The 23395-nt window shown below is 36.1% G+C and carries 19 protein-coding genes, 1 tRNA gene and 1 riboswitch; of the genes, 5 read left to right on the top strand and 15 right to left on the bottom strand.

Annotated elements, in window-relative coordinates; genetic code table 11:
- The first annotated feature begins 191 nt into the window (after positions 1-191).
- Positions 192-264: transfer RNA gene (locus ACFSTA_RS10030), tRNA-Ala, on the top strand.
- A 279-nt stretch (positions 265-543) separates the two neighbouring features.
- Here the strand turns inward: ACFSTA_RS10030 and ACFSTA_RS10025 are convergent.
- Positions 544-1191: a transcriptional regulator gene (locus ACFSTA_RS10025; RefSeq protein ID WP_377556531.1), complete on the bottom strand. Its 648-nt coding sequence runs from the start codon at positions 1189-1191 to the stop codon at positions 544-546.
- A 559-nt stretch (positions 1192-1750) separates the two neighbouring features.
- Between ACFSTA_RS10025 and ACFSTA_RS10020 the strand changes: the two genes are divergently transcribed.
- Positions 1751-2227, top strand: a complete 477-nt coding sequence (locus ACFSTA_RS10020; RefSeq protein ID WP_377556530.1) for a GNAT family N-acetyltransferase — start codon at positions 1751-1753, stop codon at positions 2225-2227.
- A 672-nt stretch (positions 2228-2899) separates the two neighbouring features.
- Here the strand turns inward: ACFSTA_RS10020 and ACFSTA_RS10015 are convergent.
- The 11 genes from ACFSTA_RS10015 to ACFSTA_RS09965 form a co-directional block, all read right to left on the bottom strand.
- Positions 2900-5173 carry a glycoside hydrolase family 65 protein gene (locus tag ACFSTA_RS10015; RefSeq protein ID WP_377556529.1) on the bottom strand — a complete coding sequence of 758 codons (2274 nt, stop codon included), beginning with the start codon at positions 5171-5173 and terminating at the stop codon, positions 2900-2902.
- A 37-nt stretch (positions 5174-5210) separates the two neighbouring features.
- Positions 5211-5885, bottom strand: coding sequence for a beta-phosphoglucomutase (gene pgmB, locus ACFSTA_RS10010; RefSeq protein WP_377556528.1), 675 nt, complete (start codon positions 5883-5885; stop codon positions 5211-5213).
- Positions 5886-5919: 34 nt separating this feature from the next.
- Positions 5920-6852, bottom strand: coding sequence for a formylglycine-generating enzyme family protein (locus ACFSTA_RS10005; RefSeq protein WP_377556527.1), 933 nt, complete (start codon positions 6850-6852; stop codon positions 5920-5922).
- Positions 6853-6872: 20 nt separating this feature from the next.
- A complete protein-coding gene (locus ACFSTA_RS10000; RefSeq protein WP_377556526.1) occupies positions 6873-8192 on the bottom strand; it encodes a sulfatase family protein in 1320 nt (439 codons plus the stop codon).
- A 17-nt stretch (positions 8193-8209) separates the two neighbouring features.
- The gene (locus tag ACFSTA_RS09995) at positions 8210-9232 is read right to left on the bottom strand and encodes a LacI family DNA-binding transcriptional regulator (protein WP_377556525.1); all 1023 of its coding nucleotides are present in this window, start codon (positions 9230-9232) and stop codon (positions 8210-8212) included.
- A 33-nt stretch (positions 9233-9265) separates the two neighbouring features.
- Positions 9266-9958 (bottom strand): YesL family protein, encoded by a 693-nt coding sequence (locus ACFSTA_RS09990; RefSeq protein ID WP_377556524.1) that lies wholly within the window; start codon positions 9956-9958, stop codon positions 9266-9268.
- A gap of 114 nt (positions 9959-10072) precedes the next feature.
- Positions 10073-10912 carry a carbohydrate ABC transporter permease gene (locus ACFSTA_RS09985; RefSeq protein ID WP_377556523.1) on the bottom strand — a complete coding sequence of 280 codons (840 nt, stop codon included), beginning with the start codon at positions 10910-10912 and terminating at the stop codon, positions 10073-10075.
- Positions 10912-11775, bottom strand: coding sequence for a carbohydrate ABC transporter permease (locus ACFSTA_RS09980; protein ID WP_377556654.1), 864 nt, complete (start codon positions 11773-11775; stop codon positions 10912-10914). The genes ACFSTA_RS09985 and ACFSTA_RS09980 overlap by 1 nt, the downstream gene beginning before the upstream one ends.
- Positions 11776-12187: 412 nt before the next feature.
- Positions 12188-13432 carry a sugar ABC transporter substrate-binding protein gene (locus ACFSTA_RS09975; RefSeq protein ID WP_377556522.1) on the bottom strand — a complete coding sequence of 415 codons (1245 nt, stop codon included), beginning with the start codon at positions 13430-13432 and terminating at the stop codon, positions 12188-12190.
- Positions 13433-13502: 70 nt separating this feature from the next.
- Positions 13503-15875: a glycoside hydrolase family 65 protein gene (locus ACFSTA_RS09970; RefSeq protein ID WP_377556521.1), complete on the bottom strand. Its 2373-nt coding sequence runs from the start codon at positions 15873-15875 to the stop codon at positions 13503-13505.
- Between the two features lie 243 nt (positions 15876-16118).
- The gene (locus tag ACFSTA_RS09965; protein WP_377556520.1) at positions 16119-16529 is read right to left on the bottom strand and encodes a DUF4064 domain-containing protein; all 411 of its coding nucleotides are present in this window, start codon (positions 16527-16529) and stop codon (positions 16119-16121) included.
- Between the two features lie 161 nt (positions 16530-16690).
- Here ACFSTA_RS09965 and ACFSTA_RS09960 point away from each other — a divergent pair, with 161 nt between their 5' ends.
- Positions 16691-18709, top strand: coding sequence for a prolyl oligopeptidase family serine peptidase (locus tag ACFSTA_RS09960; protein WP_377556519.1), 2019 nt, complete (start codon positions 16691-16693; stop codon positions 18707-18709).
- A gap of 54 nt (positions 18710-18763) precedes the next feature.
- Complete coding sequence (locus ACFSTA_RS09955; RefSeq protein ID WP_377556517.1) at positions 18764-19183, top strand: hypothetical protein; 420 nt, start codon at positions 18764-18766, stop codon at positions 19181-19183.
- Positions 19184-19815: 632 nt separating this feature from the next.
- On the opposite strand, the gene ACFSTA_RS09950 is transcribed toward ACFSTA_RS09955, so the two are convergent.
- The 3 genes from ACFSTA_RS09950 to ACFSTA_RS09940 form a co-directional block, all read right to left on the bottom strand.
- Complete coding sequence (locus tag ACFSTA_RS09950) at positions 19816-20523, bottom strand: ABC transporter permease (protein ID WP_377556516.1); 708 nt, start codon at positions 20521-20523, stop codon at positions 19816-19818.
- Positions 20520-21368, bottom strand: a complete 849-nt coding sequence (locus ACFSTA_RS09945) for an ABC transporter ATP-binding protein (protein ID WP_377556515.1) — start codon at positions 21366-21368, stop codon at positions 20520-20522. Before ACFSTA_RS09945 ends, ACFSTA_RS09950 begins: the two co-directional genes overlap by 4 nt.
- 109 nt (positions 21369-21477) lie before the next feature.
- Positions 21478-22518, bottom strand: coding sequence for a LytTR family transcriptional regulator DNA-binding domain-containing protein (locus tag ACFSTA_RS09940; RefSeq protein ID WP_377556514.1), 1041 nt, complete (start codon positions 22516-22518; stop codon positions 21478-21480).
- A gap of 179 nt (positions 22519-22697) precedes the next feature.
- A riboswitch (TPP riboswitch) is annotated at positions 22698-22813 on the top strand.
- Between the two features lie 83 nt (positions 22814-22896).
- Here ACFSTA_RS09940 and thiW point away from each other — a divergent pair.
- Positions 22897-23385 (top strand): energy coupling factor transporter S component ThiW, encoded by a 489-nt coding sequence (gene thiW, locus ACFSTA_RS09935; protein ID WP_377556513.1) that lies wholly within the window; start codon positions 22897-22899, stop codon positions 23383-23385.
- Positions 23386-23395 lie beyond the last annotated feature (10 nt).

Raw genomic sequence — 23395 nt, 5'->3', positions numbered from 1 at the left:
CACACTATTAATATGGCATATAAAATGGACAGATACCATTAAGTTTTTGTAAAAAAACAGCTTTTTCATACTATTTAACTAGATTTTTTGCAAAAATAGTTACATTATCCTATGTTTGCTAAATGAGTATATTTTACTATATGAAGTGATTGAAAAATTAATGAGAAGGGATTATAATTATAATCATTCACGGGGCATTAGCTCAGCTGGGAGAGCGTTTGTCTGGCAGACAAGAGGTCAGCGGTTCGAGCCCGCTATGCTCCATCTACATATTGTGTACAATGACACTATTTTTCGCAAATAAAGTGAGAGATGGTGTTTTTTGTTAGAGTAGTTGAAACTTGAACGGACATAGGTTCCGCTAATGTTATAAAAAGAGGCTTTTCGAGATGTTTGACGGACATGAGTTCCGTTATTATGCTAAATAATAGCAATTATTTAAGGAGTATTATTAAATAACGGATTGTATGTCCTCCAAAGTTATAATAATACTATAATTAACGAAATAAGGGATCGTGTGACCGTTTGAGGAATGTATTCCCGTTATTTCAACCTATATGTTCGCACTCGTTTATTCCCGCTTGCTACAGTTAGAATTTGTAAGTCTACTAGGGTATGTAAAATACGTCTTGCATGGCGGTCACTAATCTTTAAATGACTAGCAATTTCAAGAGGAGTAATTGGCCGAAGTTGACGACGTGCATATCGTACAACCTCTGCTTCAACCCAAGATAATTGTGGAAATGATGATTCATTTGAAATAAATTTACCGATAAAAGCAAGAACTAGTTGTTGACACTTTTTATGTTCATCTTTAATTGATAAATATGCAATCGGTAATAATGTCCATCCATCGAGAGCTAATAATGAATGACGCCAACATAAATCTTTAAATCGCCTGACATCAATATCTCTTGCATGTGGACCATATCCTTGTATTTCAATGCATCCTTTCGCATCCCCAGGTCTGTAGGCTAGATCAAGGTAGCGATACCCATTGTTGAAATCGCGCACCTCCCATTCCGGATATAGGTGATTAAAGTTCCCTACAGTAGGAAACCAAATCGAACGAAGAAATTCAATCGTTCCATGACCTAGACCCTTTTCTAAAATTTCTCGTCTCCTATGATTTTTTTCTTCGGAAATGTGTTTTTCAATCCAATCATTGTATGTCTGTTCAAATCTTAGCATCTTTCACTATCCTTTCTGTTCTTATTTTATTACATGAGAAAATTCAAATACATTTCATTCATTACTGTGGACATAGATTCCGTTATCTCTGTCAATGCATTAAAATTATAGGGATAAATGGACATTGATGCCGTTATTAATGGGATTATTTCATTATTTGTAGTTTTTATCGTAAATAAAGGACGGTATGTCCTCCAACTGATCCAAAATGGGGATTAGGTGTATATAACGGATGGTATGTCATCTGAAGCAGGGGGGGCAATATTCAGGAGATTCTTAATCATTATACAATAATTATACATTAAAGAAAACCATAGTTCTTAAGCAGGAACACAAATACTACCGCAATTAAAATCCACTTCGCTTTCTGCTGCCAAAATCATAATTACTTTCCTGACATTATTGTTTTCCATATGATACAATAAATACAGAAAAATCTAAATTTGGAAAGGAAGGGAAACATGATTATTCAGTTAACCTAAGATTTATATTTTGCCCGCGGACCGCCTGTTAACGCTTTATTTAAAAGTTCACTTTTACAAAACAGGAGGTTCAAGTAATGGTACAATTTCGCAAAATTACATGGGACAACTTTGAGGAATGCATTCATTTAAAACTGAGTGATGAGCAAAATAATTTCCTTGCTTCAAATGTATATAGTCTTGCTCAATCATATGTTGCATTGTTGAATGATGACTTACCAGCTATGACTTTTGCAATCTATGATCTTGATACGATGATAGGATTTATCATGATGTATTACGATAATGCCGAGGAAAATGAATATGGCAATGAATCATGTTATGGCATTCTTCGACTAATGATAGACAAAAGGTATCAAAATAAAGGATACGGAACTCTAGCAATGACAAAGGCAATTGCATACATTAAGTCATTTCCACAAGGAGAAGCAACTTCGGTTTACATTGCCTACAGCCCTGACAATAAGGTAGCTAGAAACCTTTATACCTCGTTGGGATTTGCAGAAACGGGTATTATTTCTAATGGTGAATTAGTTGCAAAACTTGAAATATAAGCCGTCAATACTATAGATGTTTTAGTCAAATAAAAATCCAAACTATGATTCAAAATTCAATTAGAATCGAATTAGTTTGGATTTTTCTTTTGGGTTGTTTTCGTACTTTGTTGTTAATCATACATGGAATGCGAAGCATAGTGCTCACCGCTCTGGAAATATACCTCGATTCCTGCATTCCTGCGGGCTCACGATAAGATTCCTCGCTCGCAAAACAAGTGCGTCTGCATCTTCTAGTAATGCTTCGCACTAGGCTACCACGACGCAAGGGTTTAACGGAGCGGACATGGCGTACGTTATTTCGTAAAAAAATCTTATTTGAAGATGTTATCGGACATCAAGTACGTTAATTGCTCTAATTCGTACCAGAATACCTGACATTTAGGTTAATAACGGAACTGATGTCCTATAAACTCCTTTATTACCCACTTTTGTCACAAATAAGGGAAGAATTGTCCGTTTACATACTTCGCCTATCCTTGTAGCCTCTTCGCGTTCCCTGCGGAAAGCGACTGCCCGGAGCAGAAATCAAGTTGCCGTTACTTCGCATTTACTATCAACTAAGAATTAAGGTGTAACCGTTGAAAAAGTTACTGTCTAAACTTCCAATCATCTAATCATTCGTCTTTAGAGTGGAAAGATTTAATTTTTCCCAGCACCTTTTGTTTACGATTAAGCGCGAAGCTTCAACACAACAGATTCTCCTCGCTCTAATGTAACGAATTGACCATGATGTGTGATCGTTAACGCTTCTCCTTCTTCAACCAAATACGTTATCGTGTCATTCTCCATGCGGATCTGTAGCAATCTTCCTTGATATTGTAAATGAAATTTTAATGACTTCCATTTCTTTGGTAATGTAGGCTGTAAGGAAATACCACTTTCCTTCACTCGTAAGCCAGCAAATCCAAATACAATTGCCAACCATGTACCACCCATATTCGCCATATGAAGACCATCTTTTGTATTTCCATGCGTATTATCTAGGTCTAGTCTTGCAGTTTCATTAAAATACGCATATGCCTTCTCATCATACCCTAACTTAGAGCCCATAATGCTAAATACACAATAAGATAAAGAAGAATCATGTGTCGTAATTTGTTCATAGTAGTCATAGGAACTTTTGATTGTTTCTTCATCCTGTTCATCTTCTAGCAGAAAATGAGCCAGAACGGTATCTGCTTGTTTGCATACCTGATAGCGATACAATGTTAATGGGTGATAATTTAACAGTAATGGGAATTTATCTTTTGGCGTGTTTTCCAAATCCCATCGTTCTTTCTTCAAAAAGCTATCATCTTGAGCATTTATTTTTCGTGATTCATCATATGGCAGATACATGTTTTCTCCTGCTTCTTGCCATTCTTTTGCTTCCTGCTCAGATAGATCTAATCTCTCTGCCAGCTGATCTAAAGCACCTTTTTCTTTCAACTTACGATATAGCTTAGCGGCCCACAATAAATTATGCTTAGCCATCACATTTGTATAATAGTTATTATTAACAATACAGGTATACTCATCAGGACCGGTAACATCATCAATTCTAAACTGACCATCTAACATATGTCCTGTATCTGACCATAGGCGTGCTGTTTCAAATAATACCTCTGCCATATATTCTTGTAAAAAAGCTTCATCTTTGGTAACAAGATAATATTGAATAAAGCTATAAGCGATATCGGCACTGATATGATATTGGGCTGTTCCAGCAGGGAAGAAGGCAGAGCTTTCTCCACCAGTGATTGTTCTCCATGGATATAATGCACCTTTTCTATGGCCCATTTCCTTCGCTCGTTCTCTCGCACTGTCTAGTATTGAATAGCGATGCAATAATAGTTGTTTAGCAATCTCTGGATTAGTCATTAAAAATACCGGGAACATGTAAATCTCGGTATCCCAGAAATAATGCCCTTCATATCCTTCTCCAGATAGCCCTTTTGCTGCAATATTACTAACGGAATCCTTACCTACTGATTGTAATAATTGATATAGATTAAAGCGTATCCCTTCTTGAAGCTTGTCGTCTCCTTCAATTTCAATATCTGACTTGCTCCAAAAGTGATCTAAATACTGTTGTTGTGCTTGTAAAAGGTCCTCAAATGTTCTGTTCGCTAACTTATCCTGAATGGAAACTGCTTGCTCGATAACCGTCTTACCATGTCGAAGTGTATCTGTATATACATTAAACTTCGTAAAGCGAACTATTTCACTTCCAGCAAACACATATTCTTCTTCTACACCGGTGTCCGTAACGTGACATTCATAGGAATTACTCCTATTTACTCTCGTTGCTGTTGCACAAGCAACCTCCAGATTCGTTACATATGTAGTGTCTTTAACAATACTATAGTCTTCCTGTTTTTTTACTTCTGTTACATGTAGTCGTTTGGCATGACCAGATGCAACGCGAGGATCATTTTTATCGACATAGTTTGATACATCGCCCTCAACAGTAGAAATGATTTTTATCTGTTCTACATTTTGAACAGGCTCCACGCTTACATCAATAGCAAATAATTCTTTCGTCTCAAAGGAAACGATTCGCCTAAAGTGAAGTTTTACTTCTTTTCCTTTCGGTGATTTCCAATGAATGATCCGCTCTGCGAATCCAGTATTCACATGTAAATTCCGTTCAAAATCAAGAATTTCTCCCTCAAATAACGAAAATCGCTCATCATCAAGGTAAATATAGACACCCTGACCATCAATGATATTAACAAGCTTTTGTTGTGTATCTGGAAAGGCATATAACTTCTCACCATATGTAATTTCCGTTTCATCATGAAAAGCATTAATGTATGTTCCACGGATTGACTTATACCCTTCATGATACCCTTCTTCAAAGTTGCCTCGAACACCTAGATAACCATTTCCTAAAGATAGTAAACTTTCATTTACTAATAGACTTTGATTATCCAATTCTGACTTTGTTAGTTTCCATGTCATTTCAAACACTCCTGATTGTCTATAATCCTATCAAAAATTACTTTTTCCAATTTGAGTACTGTCTTACCAGTTCCTCAAATTGTAACCCTGAAGTATCATTTACCACATAATCCGCTTCTGCCAAATGTTCTGTTGACCCAACACCAACAGAAAACATAGAAGCTTTATTAATCGCTTCAACTCCTGCCACTGCATCCTCTATTCCAATACAATCGGAATAATGGATAGAAAAAGCATCCGCCGCTGTAGTAAATGTTTCCGGATCGGGCTTTCCTTTTTTCACCTTTGCTGCATCGACAATATAATCAAAATACTCGGTAAGGCCAAGCTTATCTAATACCATATTGGCATTTTTACTTGCTGAACCGAGAGCAATCTTTATATTATTCTCTTTAATTTCTTTTATTAATTTTTCAATACCTGGTAGTGTATTCTCACCATTAATCGATTCAATTAATTGCTTATAATATTCATTTTTATCATTTGCTAGTTTTTCTTTCTCATGATCAGACAAAGAAAGTGAACGATTCTTTGCCAAAATAAGTTCCAGTGACTCCATTCGACTTATACCTTTTAGCTGTTCATTGAACTGTCTATCAAATGAAACATCTAGTTCTTCTGCAAGCTTTTTCCATGCTAAATAGTGATATTCTGCTGTATCCGTAATGACGCCATCTAAGTCAAAAATAAATAATTTAGGAGATTGAATCATAATGCATGTTCCTTTCTGAAAATACTAGTTGTATTTAATTAACATCCACTACACAACGGAAACCGATATTTCCTGTTGAACTGTCTGGAGTGTTTGAAGTTCGCGCCGCTACCCGATATCTATTACAATACGAATGATGACATAAATAGGATCCACCTCGCATCACTCGATTTTGGCCAGCATCTGGTCCTTTACCAAACCAATCCGAACACCATTCCCACACATTTCCCGAAACATTATATAATCCATATCCGTTTGGTGGAAACGACTTTGCTGGCGCAGTTCCTACATAGCCATCCTCTTTCGTATTTTCATGGGGGAAATTTCCCTGCCAAATATTACAATAATGCTCCCCGTTCGGCGTCAATTCATCGCCCCATGGATACAATTTCTGTTCTAGTCCACCACGGGCCGCATATTCCCACTCCACTTCTGTTGGTAGACGCTTTCCCGCCCATTTACAATAAGCTTGAGCATCATTCCAAGATACATGGATTACTGGGTGGTCCATTCGATCGGAAATAGATGAGTTTGGTCCTTCAGGATGTGACCAATCCGCACCTTCAACTACCCACCACCACGGTGTTTGTTGGACCTTTTGTCTAACTGTTTTAGCGGTATTTGTATGGAGCAATTGATAAAACACAAATGACCAGCCAAAGCGTTCTGCTTCTGTCCTATATCCTGTATCGTCTACAAAGGCTTTAAACGAGTCATTAGTAACGGTATGCACATCTATGTAGAAAGAATCCACCTGCACTTCTCTTACAGGCCCTTCTCCATCCATTTTAAAACCGTGCTCTGTATCTGTTCCCATTAGAAATGAGCCCCCGGGGACTAAGATCATGTTATCCATTGTTGTTATTTCATTGGAGGAATGCGGTATTTGATTAATTTGTTGAAGTTTTTCATTTGCCAGTGAATTAGCTGCGTTACGGCTCACCCCACAGCAATTTTTATCCGTCATTTCGCCTTCCCTCCAATCATTTACTTCATAGAACCTTTATAGACTCTCCCAGCTTCTATTTCCTTCTTCCATTCATTTGCTTCTTCTCCTGGTACAGGACCCTGTAATAATGGATCGTTCGTTTCTTTCATCCACTTCTCCACTTTCAAACGAAGTTCTTGTAAAACATCGATAAACGCATCATTGTTTGCAAGGTTAATCTGCTCCAATGGATCGTTCTTCAGATCATATAATTCTTCCTCTGAATTAGATACATAATATTCTTCACGAACGTCTTGACCCGATAAACTTTCATGGATATCAAATGGCAAGTACACTTTGGGTCCATCTTCAAAATTACGTATGTACTTATAATTTTTTGTACGAATACCCCGCATCGGGTGGTAACGATCATGCCATGTTAATTCACAGAAAAAGCTATCTCGTTCTTCATATTGCTCTTCCTGCAATAGCGGAAAGAAACTGACTCCATCAATACCTTCAGGAACATTTCCACCCGCAATTTCAATTAAAGTTGGCATAAGATCAATGTTACATAGTAACTCATCTTGTACCCGTCCACCATTTTTCATTCCTTGTGGCAGTCTCATTATTAGTGCAGTTTCAAGACCTGCATCCAACAACGTTCCCTTCGCCCTTGGAAATGCAATTCCATGGTCAGTCGTGTAAATCAATATTGTATTCTCAGCTAACCCTGTTTCTTCTAACGATTTTTTAATTCGTCCAACTGCCTTATCCAGTTCTTTCACAGATCCATAGAAATATGCTAAATCTTCACGTACTTTTTGCGTATCTGGTAAATAATCAGGAACTTCCACAGAATCCATTGGAACTGGTTCAAAATCATCAAACGGGCGGTGTGTTTCTTCAAATCCAACGGAAGCATAAAATGGAGATGGTTCTGGTGATGTTGATCGTTCTTGTAAGAATGCTTCTACCTTATCCGTAACATTTTTAGCTGCATTACCAGGCACCTCAATCACATGTTCATAGCCAAGCTTTTCCCCTTGTAACTCGCCATCAATCGATTCATGGAAAAAACCGAATAACCATGTGTCATATCCCACTTTATTCATTTCAGAAGGCATCGTATCGATATCCTTTTTCATGGAGTGTCCCATATGTGCAAGACCTAACATGCCATGATTATGTCCGTACATGCCTGTTAGGATACTGCCTCGACTAGGACTACATTGTGGTTGTGAACAGAAGTAATTATTAAATTGCACGCCATTCTCTGCCAATTCATTAAGCTCAGGAGTTTCGACATGATGACCATAACTACCTATATGTCTTCCCGTATCATGTGAAATTATCATTAGTATATTTGGTTTGCTCATGGTTGGTATAATCCTCCTTAAGTTCTTCTCATCGTTTGTACACTATCACGTTCCATAAATTCATAGTCAACACAGACTAATTTTGTTTCATCCTGATTTTCCATTAACCGCTGCAGCAATAGAGCAGATTGCTTTCCCATTTCAAAGAAATCTTGTCGTATAGTTGTTAGTCTTGGTTGCGTAAAGTCACTAATCAATAAATCATCAAAACCGGTAATAGATATGTCTTCTGGTATCCGCAGCCCTTTTTCTTTTATCGCTCTCATAACACCATATGCCATTAAATCACTGTTACATAGGAAAGCAGACGGTTGTGAATTTTCTAGGTACTCTTTTGTTAAGTGATATGCTTCATCTTCGGAAAAGTCTGCGTATAATATATCCTTATCAGCGACTTTTAAACCAAATTCCTGCAAAGCACTAATCGCCCCTTTTAGTCGCTCCGTATTTACATAGGTTTCCTTTGTTCCTGCAACGATTGCAATATCTCTATGATTTTGCTTCAATAAATGTGTAGCTATTTTCTTACTTGCTCCAAAGTTATCACTCGTGACACTACCAATTAATCGATTATTCATTTCAGAAACCACATCAACCATTACACAAGGGATATTCGAATCCATCAGCTCATTGAAATACCGGTCATCTGTACGAATCCCCTGTAAAATAATGCCTCCAATTTTTCGATCTCGACAAAATTGTGCATAGCTTTTCTGTTCTTGCTTCAATGAATCGATTAAAAAAATGGACAATTCATATTCATTTTCCTGGACTCCGGTATATACGCCTTTTAATATTTCAAATGAGATCGTATCCTTTGTATTTTCTGTGAAAATACCTGAAGCAATTAATCCAATTGTCTTTTGTCTTTTCGATGAAAGGTTTTTCGCAACAATATTTGGGGTATAATTAAGCTCCTTCGCAATTTCAAAAATTCTTTGCCGAGTTTTTTCATTAATATCTGGATAGTTATTGAATGCTCTAGATACGACACTATTGGAAACCCCTGCTTTTTTTGCAACATCTTTAATTGTCGCCATGTTCAATCACTTCCTACTAATTTTGTGTAACTATTAACGACTGTTAGCTTTTTCTTCAATCTTCAACGTGAATCGATAAAATGCAAAAAAAGATAGAAACACAGTAATTGCTACTGCAAAAAACGGAAAAACAAACCAAATCCTAAAACTCAAATATATTAATAAGCTGTTTATGATTAAAATGGATAAGAATAACAGCGGATTACCAATTGTTATAAAAAATGCATTTTTTATAGACTCTTTAATTGTCATATGAAAATGAACCCGAATACAAAAATGGTTGATAGTAAAAACAAATAGCCATAGCCCTATTAATACCATCACCATTCCCAAAAGATTGTTTTGTTGATAAAAAAAGTAGAAATCAATTGTCCATACGATCCAAGCAAGCGTTATAACGGAACCATACGTAAAGCTTGTTTTATAATTTTCTTTCACATACTTCCAATACGTCATTGTAAGGGAGGATTGATCTTTATTCATAATCCAGTCGCGCACCATGGCAAATACCGCTGATACAGTTGGAAAAAATAATAAAGGCATTAAAATTGCTAATGGTATTGCCATTATAGTGATGGCAAGACTTGATGGAGTTAAAACCATCATTATAACAATAAACAATATAGGAAGATTACTAATCATCCAGAGGACGTTTGTTATAGTAATACGCATAATCCATTCTGCTAAATTAAATAATCCTCCCATAAAACCTGAATAATTTTGCATTCCATTTCCCTCCTGGAAGCATGACATTGTTCTCTTTATTCATAAAGTAAGACATCCATTCTACAACATGTACATGTGCTTCTTGGATGCCAAGTGATTACACTTTCATCATTTCTATTTAACTGCTCCTTCACCAATTCCCTTAATAATATGCTTTTGTGCAAAAATATAAAAGATAACAACAGGAATAACAGTTAAAGTTAAGCCAGCCATCGCCATATTCCACTGAATTGTAAATTCGCCAAAGAAATAGAATGTGGATAAAGGAATGGTACGTAAAGCTTTATCAGTTAGTGTTAATGATGGCAATAGGAAGTCATTCCAAATTTGTATCACGTTTAATATAATTACAGTAACGGTAATCGGTTTTAGCATAGGAAATACAATTCTCCAAAATAAGCCAAACTTTGTACAACCATCGATTGTGGCCGCTTCTTCCAATGAAATTGGTACGGTAGATCTCACAAATCCGTGGTATAAAAACACTGCCATACCAGCATTGAACCCTACATGCATATATATTAATCCACCACGAGAGTTTAGCATTTGAACCGGTAATGCATTTGAAATTGTATCCATAAATTGTATTAATGGCATCATTAATGTTTGGAATGGAATAAGCATCGTTGCAATAAAGGTCATAAATATTATTTTACTTAACGTATTATCTGTTCTCGCAAGCATCCAAGCAGTCATCGAAGAAAGAATTACAATAAAAATGACAGATGTGATTGTAATAAACAAGGAATTACCCAAAGCTGTCATGAAGTTCATCTTCTCCATTGCATCGATATAGTATTGGAAACCAAATTGTTCTGGCAGTGCAAGGACATTTTCATATAATTCTTGGCGGTTTTTAAAAGAATTGACCACCATAATATAGACGGGAGATAAAAAGAAAATTGCGGCCAATAAGAGTAAAATTTCTCTTATTACTTTGCTAAACTTTTCCATTACATCTCTACCTCCCTTTTCTTCGTAATATATACTTGTGTTAAGGTTACAGCTGCAACAAGCACGAAAAAGATAACTGCCTTAGCCTGACCAAAACCATAATTTCCATAACCAAATATTTCATTATAAATATGCAGTGCAAATAGCTCCGTTGAATTTACTGGTCCACCGCCTGTTAGTGATAGGTTTACATCATAGATTTTAAAAGCGAAGGACAGTGTTAAGAATAGACAAATTGTAAAAGATGGCATTAATAATGGAAGAATAATTTTCCGTAGCCTTTGCCAATAGCTTGCCCCGTCAATCTTAGAGGCCTCTATAACATCATTTGAAATTCCTTGTATTCCTGCAATATAAATAATCATCATATACCCTGCCATTTGCCAAGTAAATACAAATACTAATGCATACAGGGAGTAATCAGAATCTAATAGCCAATTAAAGAACACGCTTTCGAATCCAGTTGCCTCACCAATTATTTTAAAAGCGTCAGTAAAAATAAATTGCCAAATGTATCCTAATATTAATCCACCAATAAGATTAGGCATAAACAGCATTGCACGTGCTGCATTTACGGTTCGTAACGCGGAAGTTACAAGTAATGCAAAAGTAACCCCTAGTATATTTACCGTAATTACTGCTATGACAGTAAATTTTATCGTGACCAATGCAGATTCAATAAATCGTGAATCACTAAATAATTGCAAATAATTTTCTAACCCAATAAACTCCATTGGATTTGCCCTAATACCATCCCAATCAAAAAATGAATAATAAATTCCCATTAAGAATGGAATGATAACTACAGTAACAAAGATTACTAATAGAGGGATAGTAAATAATGCAAACCAACCTTTAGTCATTCTATTTGTCACGTTAATCCCTTCTTTCCAATACAATATTATTCTTTATACTCCTAGCTGTCATTGATGTAATCCCAAAAATCAAAAATATAGTTTCATTGAATCGGATCACAAATGAAATGGATAGGAAAATAAAGCGAAACTTCATTAAACTTCATTACGTGTGGGGTTTCTTATCCCCACTGATAATAGATGAACAAAGACGAAGAACGCAACAACTGCGATTACCCGTCCTACCGAAAACATCTATTGTAACTCCTCGTCCTGTAGACCCGAACGAATCAGACATTTACGGGCAGTTGTTCCCCCACTCAACACCTCTTAGCTTTGCCTCAAAGTATTGAAGTGGGGTCTTACTGCCCGTTACCTGCGGGATAGAATTATATATCTCCCCATCATTTTGTACACGTTATTATTTAATTGCGTTTTGCCAAGCCTCATCTAGGCTATCAATAAACTGTTCTCCAGTAACATCTTTGGATAAGAAGAAATTCTCCGTAGCTGGCACAAAATCATTTACGATAACATTTGCTGGATAATAGTTATGAGACCAAGGAATTGTTTCACCACTATTAGTAGCATCTAATACTGCTTGAGATAACGGATCTAAATCATTTGCTTCAATGTTTGTAAATGCCGGTACAGCCCCGAATTCTTCTACTATATAACGCATTCCTGTTTCACTCGTATGCATCCAGTTTAAGAAATCTGCTGCTGCTTGAACCTCAGCATCGTCTTTATTAGCATTAATACCCCAGTTACTACCTACACCAACTTCTAATTTGTCATTATCTAGTAATGGTAGTGGAGCCATACCAATTTCAAAGTCTAAATCATAATCTTCAAACATACCGTATGCCCAGTTACCTTGGTGAATCATAGCTGTTTTTCCAGTAGCAAAGTCTCCCATTTGCTCGTCATACGTAATATCCAATGGGTTTGGAATGTTTGCTCGTAAGTCTTCCATTAATTGACCAAATGCTTGGAATTCATCTGTTTCTGCCATTGTAACTTCGCCATTACTTAATTGTTGAATATAGTCATAATTATCTTCCTGTAAAGAGAATGGGTAGTTACTCAAATGACCAATAAGGAAATAAGCTTCTTGAGCAAGACTAAGACCCTGTACATCTGAATCCTTAAACTTCTCTAGCGTACTTACAAAAGATTCATAATCAGCAATATCTTCTTCACTAACTAAATCTTTATTGTAAACTAAGCCAAATCCTTCAACTCCGTACGGAACACCAACAACTTTTCCATCGTACTCCAACGCCATATTCGGAGCAACATCCTCAACAAAAGCCTCGTCACTCATGTCATATAGATAAGATTCTAATTTTTCTGCTTCTGTAACATGGCGAACACTAAAAATAGAAGGACCTTGATTACTATTTAAACGAATTTGTAATTGTTGAAAGTAATCATCACCAGTTGTACCCCAAACTTCTACTTCTACACCAGTTTCTTCTTCATACTCTGCAGCTAATGCTTCCAATTGCTCCGAAATTTCCACTTTACTTTGGAAAATGGTTATTTTTTGACCTGAAGAATCATCAGAACCTTCTGCGTCCTCATTATCGTCCCCACCACAAGCTGCTAAAAATAATGCAAATGAAATGGATAATAAAACTAACAAACTCTTACGGAATTTCATATGAAATCCTCCCTTTTCGTTTCTTTTTTATTTTATATTTAAGGATGAATTACTCATCCACTAAATAACGCTAATTAGAGTGCTTCCTTGGTATTTCCAAGTAACCTTCCCATTGATATACTTTTCCAAATGATTCAACCTCTAGAACTTCATCTGTTTTCCCCTCTACTATTACAGAGGAATCTGTAACGGTTACAAACAGTGGTTGTCCTTTCCAGTAGATTGTAAATCTCATCTGTCTCCAGTGTTTTGGAAGGCATGGATTGATTCTTAGCCTCTTATCTTGAAGCCGAACACCCGCAAAACCAAAAACAGCAACGGACCAAATTCCACCGATTGACGCGGCATGAACACCCTCATCAGACGAATACATATTTGGACCTAGATCAATTTCTGTAGCTTCCTTAAATAAGGAATAAGCTATATCCGTTTTTCCAATATCATTTGCAAGTATGGCATGTGTGGCCAAACTTAATGAAGAATCATGCAATGTCTTTGGTTCATAGAAATTAAAGTTAGATTTCTTCATTTCTTCGGTTAAACGAATATCGTCTTTTAAAAATGTTTGATCCCATAAATAGAGTAAAATTAATACATCAGCCTGCTTGGTAACTTGTATTTCATTGATTTGTTCTGGACTATAATCCTTATAAATACCGCGAACCTGTTCCTGATTTTTATACTTTGATAAGTCTATCTCTCTTAGCTGTAAGTAAGTATCATCTTGTGGGATGACAAGATCTTCTTCACGTGGTGTTGGTAAATATAAATGACTAGCTTTTGATTCCCAATCCGTATAACAATCTAGTAAACTTAGTCGTTCATTTAATTCATCCAGCACCTCTGAATTGACCTCATGCAACGACTTATAGTAATACATAGCTAATTTCAAATTGAAGTATGCCATATAATTTGTAAAAGCATTATTATTCACATGCTCTTTATATTCATCTGGACCTATAACATTATTGATATGATATTCTTGCTTCTCATCATTCCACTCTAGTCTACTTGCCCAAAAATTCGCAGTATCAAAAATCATTTCATAGCCATATTTATTCATAAAATCATGATCGTTCGTTACGTTATAATATTGATATACTGCAAAGGCAATATCAGAAGTGATATGTTGTTCAATCAATCCAGACCAAATTTTTGTTTGTTCTCCCGTGACGATATCAACATCACCTAACAACGGTGTAACTTCTCCATCTGTTGGCCATGCGGCTTCCCACGGATACATCGCACCCTTATATCCATTCTCTTGGGCTTTCCTTCTTGCTCCAGCTAACCCTTGATATCTATACTGTAAAAGCGATTTAGCTACTTCCGGATTCGAGTAGGTAAAGAAAGGAAGAATAAATATTTCTGTATCCCAAAATGAATGCCCTTTATACCCTTCTCCACTCAAAGCTTTAGCACCGATCCCCATTCGATCATCATGAGCAGGAGTCATAATTGTTAAATGATAGATCGCAAATCGTAATGCAAGTAAGTCATAGGGATCTTCACTTTTAATATCTAGATTATAAAACTGCCAAACATTGTCTTCCCACGCTGTTTGATGCATATGCAACAGTTCGCTATAGCCTTTACCAGAAATCGCTTTCAATTCATTTAAAGCATACTCTCGTAAATTAGCAAGCTGATAATCTGTCCGAGCAAATTCTTTATCACGGCTAGTATAAACAGTGGTTAACTTTTCCATTACTAATTTCTCTTTGGGTTCAAGTTTCATATCGTAACTGAGCCATACATTTCTTCGGCTCATATTCATCTTAGGCTCGTGACTGTACGCCTTACCGTTTACAAAGATGTTATGGGTCGTATTAATTGCTATATCCACATTCGACTCTTTCGTTGTCTGAATAAGCTCTATAAATTTTCTGTCATACACCCTCCGATCACCTTCAAGAAAGTGCTGCGAACCGGAATTGCTCATTTGTGCGTTAATACCAGAGTCAAAAGATAACTCTACTGATTCAGTTAAACTTTCAACCTCCATTTGCATAGCGATCAAATGCATATTATGTAGTGATACAAAACGATGAAATGAAAAACGTAATTCTTTACCTTGTGGCGACGTCCAATAGAATGTCCGCGTTAATTCAGCAGTTCTTAAATTGAGTTGCCTTACATATTCCTTTGTTTCACCAAACTCGAGGCTAAATCGTGTTCCATCAATGCGAATATCGATTCTTGTGATATCAGCTAAGTTAGGTAGTTCGGTAACTTCATTTTTAAATGCTTTATTAAATGTTCCATTAACTAAAAGATTTCTAGATTCTTTAAGGTAGGGTTCCTCTGTTGCTGACCTTAATCCCATATATCCGTTCCCCAGATACATGATCGATTCCCCTTTTCCTAAAGCATCTGGAGAAAATGTGGTTTCCGAAACAATCCAGTCCTCATACTTTCCTTTTCCCAAATTATATTCCATCATGAGGGTGCACCTCTCCTTTTTCCGAAAACGTTTTCGAAATTCTTGTTATAAAAAACTAAAACGTTTTAGTTTTTTTCGAAAAAAATTTGAAAGCGCTTTAGTTATCGTTCAAAAAAATAAGTTCCTATATGCTAGCAACGTATACTGGCAGTATAAATCTTATTTTATAAAAAGTCAATGATGGATACGAAAAAATATTAGTAACAAAGAACTACACATCACTGAGATTACATGGTCACATTTCTATCTCTGAATTCTCGTTAAGCATAACAAACCTGCTATTAAATAAAAGAAACCACCAACCGCCCCAATCCAAAAACTGAACACCACACTAAAAAAAGCAGTCGATATTAGTATGATCCCCGCAGGTTTCGGCTTGTTATTCCCCTTAATTAAGAATAGGCAAACGATACCGAGTACCAAAGGAATCCCCATTACAATAATTAACAACCAACCACCGGTACTAAACATATTAATAAATTCAATTACATCTGTCATGTAAACTCCCAGTTCTAGTTGAAGCGAGTCTCCCAAGATTTTTTCTAACAGGCTATTATTATTTAAGAACCAAACCAAACCGATTCCTACCACCAATAAACAAAAGTAAATCAACACTCCAATAATGGATAAAATCATCTCAAACGTACGACTCATGAGAAACCCCCTGATCCAATTTGAATGATTTCATTCATCATATGAAGCAATGCTTCAAATTATGCGTATCCTAGCAAAGTTTTTTAGAATTGAAACGATAAAGAGGAAAAAACGGTTTACATGTCGAATTCTTTATATACGTACTAAAAGGAGGTTACATCTTGATTACATTTAAAAAAGATTCAATTGTGGAAGATTTTCACGGAACGAAAGTAGCAGATCCATATCGTTGGTTAGAAGATCCCTCGTCCCAGGAATCGGTTGAATGGAGCAGCTGGATGAAAAACCAATGCGATACATACTTTTCGCAAACAACAACCAGAAATAAAGATAAAAATAGATTAGAAGAGTTATGGAATTATCCAAAGTATTTTGTACCGAAAAAGGTAAATGGCAAATTATTTTTCCAAAAAAATGATGGGCTACAAAACCAAGCTATTCTTTATAAAAACGAGGAAGAAGATGAGGTTTTAATCGATCCTAATAAACTTAGTGACGATGGAACAGTTGCCATGACTAATTTTTCATTTAGTAATGACGGAAATTATATGGCGTACGCCACTTCTACTCATGGTAGTGACTGGCAAGAAATCCGAATACGCAATGTTGAAAATGTACTAGACTTACAAGATCACATCCAACATATTAAATTTACTAATATTGCATGGGCACCAGACAACTCTGGATTCTATTACAGCCGCTTTCCAGAACCCGGAAGTGTCAATCAAGAAGATGAAAGCAATTATAATAAAGTATATTTTCATAAATTAGGTACTACACAAAATGAAGATATTCTTATTCATGAACAACCAGAAGAGAAAGAGCTAATGTTTTCACCGACAATAAGTGAAGATGAAAAATATCTATGCCTATATGTACTTCTTGGTACAGCAACGGAAAATAGATTTTACATTAAAAGGCTAGATTCAGATGGTGAAATTGTTCGGTTACTCGATGATCAGGATGCCGAATACGTGTATATTACGAACGATGAAAATACATTTTATTTCAAGACAGACCTAAATACACCAAATGGAAAAATCATTGCGATTGATGTTAACAATCCTACACGAGAAAATTGGCGAGACATCGTTCCAGAACAAGAAGATGTAATGGACACCATCCAATACCTTAATAACAAGTTCATTGTTACGTTTCTACATGATGCTCATCACCAGCTTCACGTATATAGTATTACTGGTGAACATTTACACCAAATAGAATTACCTGTATTTGGTTCACTAACAAACATGACCCGTAGTAAAGAAGATGATGAAATCTTTTTTGGGATCACATCATTTTTAAGCCCAACAATTGTCTATAGCTATCGATTGAGTGACCAACATCTGTCTGTATTTGCTGAATCGGATTTACCAGTAGACACATCCGTCTTTGAGACAAAGCAAGTATTCTACACCTCAAAAGATGGAACAAAGGTACCGATGTTTATCACCCATCATAAGGAAATACAATTAGATAGTGAAAATCCTGTTATTTTATACGGATATGGCGGTTTTAACATAAGTATGACCCCTACTTTCAACCCTGCAATTTTACGTTGGCTAGAAAAAGGCGGCGTTTATGCAGTAGCAAATCTTCGTGGCGGAACAGAATACGGAGAAGAATGGCATAAAGCAGGTATGCTTGAAAACAAACAAAATGTATTTGATGACTTCATTTCTGCTGGCGAATGGCTAATTGAAAATAACTACACAAAAAAATCAAAACTATCTATTATGGGTGGCTCCAATGGTGGCTTGTTAGTTGCGGCCTGCATGGTACAGCGCCCAGACCTCTTTGGGGCTGTTGTATGTAGAGTACCTGTTATCGACATGTTACGCTATCATAAGTTTACCATCGGACGTTATTGGATCCCAGAATACGGAAGCGCAGATAATCCGAATCAATTTCCATATTTATATGCCTATTCACCATTGCATAATATTAAAGATGGTCAAAAATATCCACCAGTACTTATAGCAACGGCAGAAAGCGATGACCGAGTTGTACCAGCTCACGCTAAAAAGTTTGCAGCTACACTTACGGAAAAGGCAGATAAAGAATCTACTATCATTCTTCGATTGGAATCCAAAGCCGGCCATGGATTAGGAAAACCAACATCAAAAGTCATTGAAGAGTGGGTAGACTTTTATGCATTTTTGAATAAGGAACTGAGATAAGAAAAGAAAAACAGCATAATGTTTGGTGTACATTATTACGGAGCGAAGCTTAATATGAAAATTAACATAACATTAATACTTATTCTTTGTATGCTAGTATTTACAGGATGTAAACAACCAGCAGATACAATGGTGCTTCTAGATGAAAAGATAGAAATTATTAATATATCTAATTCACATGGTTTTGGAGAAATGAACGAAGACATCATCTATTCCTTTCGTGACATAGAATCGATATCTATCCTAAAAGATGTTATTACGACAGCAACTAAACAAAAAAGTGATGTCGATGTGGAGCAACCAGATTTTGATATGATGATCGGATATGGCGATGAATTTCCGATCCATGCTATCCATTTATGGCTAGGAAAAGAAGGAGAGACAAGTACATTCAGATATATGGTGGATGATGAAGTTTCCACTTATGTTACAACACCTAACTCCACAAACAAATTACGCTCTATTTTAAACTAATAAAAAAAGGTGAGATCAAGGACAATCCATGATCTCACTTTTTTATTGTAACTGTTTTCTGTAAAATTGTTGCTTTTTCGTTTTTTCCAAGTATGAAATTTATTCGTAATTGATGTAAAATGTGCAGTAACTTTCGCTTGGATTTACTTTCTTTCACACATTTCGAAGGGATTGCTATACAACCGCTCCGGCAGAATACTTCGCTTTCCGCGGGCACGGCCTCAGCCTCCTCAGAAGAAAACCACTTCTTGCGGGGTCTTCGGACACGTGCTGTTCCCGCAGGAGTCTACGTATTCTGCCTACGCTGATGGGTAGTAATCTGGTTATGGAGTGGTAGTAACCCATGCTATCAACATTCAGTGAGGCTCTTCTATCCAATACATGTCATGAAGTTGTAATCCACTATTCTAGCGGAAGAAATACACGTAGACTCCTGCGGGAGGAAAGGCATAGGTGAGACCCCGCAGAACGGAGTTCGAGGAGGCTCACCAGCCGCCCGCGGAAAGCGAAGTGTATTTCTGGAGCGAGATTTGGTGCAGTATATTTAATCTTAAATTTCACCACGTTTTTCATATTAAATTGCTTCGCAGTCTATATAAATTTAGCAACAAACTATACGAATCAACCCTATATTATTCATCCATCTCTCGCTTACGATAAACAAAGAATGTTAATATTGCTGAAACAACACCCCAAGCTAGGATGATAGTTAAATGGCTCCAAAGATTCCCAAATGCTAATCCTTCTTCTACTTTATAAGCAAATTCCACTAACTGTGTGTTTGGTAAGTAATCTACAAACACCAAAAGCGGATATTCATCAATTAACGGTTGTAACATAGAACCAAAACCAAATAAAAACATAAAAGGTAAAATTACCACAGAAGCTTCAACTACTGTTTTCGTCACTAGTCCTAACAGTGTCCCTAGAGCAAGGTAAAATAAACTCGAAATAAAAATGGCAATAAAAACTAGTAGTAAATTAGCCGGGTCATAGCCGGTGATCTTTGTACAAACAACAATTGTTACTAAGGTTAAAATTAATGTAACTAGACTCTTACCTGTTAATATTTCTGGTAATGTAGCTGGTGATAGCATTAACCCACGTAACGTATGTTTTTCCTTTTCCTCTGCAATGACAGCACATTGGATAAATAACGTCACAGAAGCTAACGTTAAATTAATTATCAGATAATGTAACTCTATGTTAACACCCATTCTGCTATACATAAATGCCATCAATAAAGGCAATACAATAATAGAACTAACAAACATGTTTTTCGATAAGTCTTTAATATCCTTTTGAAAAATGGCATAAATACGCTTCATTGATAAAGTCATACTAACTCCCTCCCCGTGATGTCCACAAAAATATCCCCTAATGTTGGTTCATTCGAATGAATGGAAACCACTTGATCTGCAGATAAATACTTATAAATTGCTTCAGCACCTTGCACGCCTCCTGGTAGTACAATCTCTCTACCATCCTTTAACTCAAGAGTAATTGACGAATCCGAATATTGTCTTCTTAGTTTCTTAGGTTCATCAAGTAATTGTATTTTACCTTTATTTAAAAAGGCTACACGATCACATAATGTCTCCGCTTCAGACATATCGTGAGTAGTTAAGAATATCGTAGTTCCTTTTTCATTTAAACGTCGTAAGCCATCATGAATTTGTTTTGAATTAGCTGGGTCAAGCGCTGATGTTGGCTCATCTAAAAATAGTAATTCTGGTTCATGCAATAATGTACGTGCTAATAATACGCGTTGTAGCATCCCCTTGGATAATTTCGCTACTATTTTCTTCTTATCATCCGTTAAATTTACTAAGCCCAGCACCTCATCGATTCGCTTTACTGGAACATTATATAGGTCACAAAATAGCTTTAAGTTATCAAAAATAGATAACCTATTGTATAACCCACTATTATCCGTTAGCACACCAATTTTCTTGCGATACTCTCTATTTTTCAATGAGGAACTAGAAAGACCAAATACTTGTGCTTCACCAGATGTTGGACGCAATTGCCCGGTTAAAATTTTTATTGTTGTTGTCTTCCCAGAACCACTTGGTCCAAGAAAGCCAAATGTTTCCCCTTTTTCCACTTGAAAATTAACATTTTCCAAAGCGGATTGGTCGCCAAAAATTTTGGCTAACGCTCTTACTTCAATTACATTACCCACAGTTCATATCCCCCTGGTTACATTTTGTTTGTTGTTCATAGAATAGAGGAAAACACGGATAATATCATTATATTTACTGTGAAAAGAGTAATTTTGGGGTTGAATGGATCTATTTTAGTCCTAACATTTCCCTTAGTTGAGACATTTTTGTCTTTGATAACGGAATAGAAGATTTTGCTTTATCATCTAGTATCAAACTGTAACTATTTTTTGTCCAGGTAATAACTTCACGTACCTTTTGTAAATTCACAATATATGAGCGATGACATCTAAAAAATCCATAATGCTTTAAACGCTCTTCCAACTCATTTAAAGTAAACATACTTGGAAAAGCTTCCCCTTTGATATAGACATTAGACTGCCCTTCATTACTCTCAATATAATCAATTTCAGGTGGATCAAATAAAACTATTTTATCCTTTATTTTTGTAGGGATTTTATTAAACTGAAATGCTATGGATTCATTTTCTTCCATAACAGAATCTCCCTCTTGTTCTTCACCAATCACTTCATTTCCCATTTCATAAGGCTGTAATCCCTCTTCATGTAGACGATACACCCGATCGGCCATTGTAATTGCACTTTCAATATTTCCAGTTAATACTAAGATACTTTTACCTTCCTGTTGCAGTTTTTTCGTTATGTTTATAAATATCTTTTTTGTCTCAACATCAACATTTAAATCTGGTTCCTCAAAAATAAATAGAGATGGGTTTTGAAGGAGTACTCGTGCATATTGCACCCTCTTCTGTTGTGAATATGTTAGATTCTTAATTTTTTTGTATTTCAATTCATCCAATTGTGTTATATGTAAAATTTGATCAAACGTTTGATCAAATTCAAAAATCTGCTTATAAAACTTAAAATGATCTAGTACAGTCAATCGCTCATACATTCCCTCTTCAAAAAAACAAATGCCGATTTGCTTAGCATATAACCCCTTGTCTTTCGAAATTTCTTTTCCGTCAATTAAGATCTTTCCGTTTACGAGAACGAGCTTTCCTAAAAATATATTAATTAATGCCTGGCGCACATTTAAACTGGAATGGATTGCAACGATTTCTTTACGATCTATGGATAAGTTAAACGCTGAAAATAGTATGGTATCTTTACGATGCATCTCTAAATTTTCCATGGTTAATACAGTCATATAATCACCCTTTACCGTTCCAAATAAAAATCAGATACTCTATTTATAACATGCTTATGTATTAAGATCCTAGATAAAAGAATAATTTCGTTTATAGGTCTTAGTTACTTATTTTCAAATTTCACATGACAATTAAGTTTTTTTTTGTTATGGTTAATTTGAAAATAAAATATATGAAACATTACTACTAGGGGTGCCCAAAATTTCGTGGGCTGAGAGGAAAGTACGCTAACTTTCTGACTCTTATGGACCTGATCTGGTTAATACCAGCGGAGGGAAGTAGTCGGACGATACGTCTATTCTATTTCAGCTTATGTAAGCCAGGTCCTTTTTTTGGATCTGGCTTTTTTGGTGTCCCTATAACACTGGAGGAAAAACATGAATCGAACACGATTATTAACAACGATGGCAATTTTTATTGCAATTGGAACTTTAGGAGCACAAATACTTTGGTTTCCAGCTGGAGTTGCCAAGGCATATCCCGTACAACATGCTGTAAATGTAATGGCTGCTGTCACACTCGGACCAGGACCAACTGTCATTATCGCCTTCATGATTGGATTATTACGTAATTTACTTGGCCTTGGCACATTATTGGCATTCCCAGGAGGTATGATTGGAGCGTTATTGGCAGGTTATCTCTATCAAAAATTTGGGAAAACGTTATTAGCAGCTATCGGTGAAGCAATTGGAACTGGAATTATCGGCTCCTTCCTTGCCGTACCTTTTGCTATTATCCTAATGGGTAGCTCCGTTGGCGTATTTGCCTTTCTACCATCTTTTCTCGTAAGCAGTATTACTGGTGCGGCTATTGGCTGGTTTATCCTATCAAGGGTAAAACAAGAACATCTCATTCAAAACACATAAGGAGGTTTTA

The organism is Ornithinibacillus salinisoli (assembly GCF_042684965.1).
GTDB lineage: Bacteria > Bacillota > Bacilli > Bacillales > Amphibacillaceae > Ornithinibacillus > Ornithinibacillus salinisoli.
Note: the sequence above shows the minus strand (reverse complement) of the source record. Positions and strands in the feature narration are given on the sequence as shown.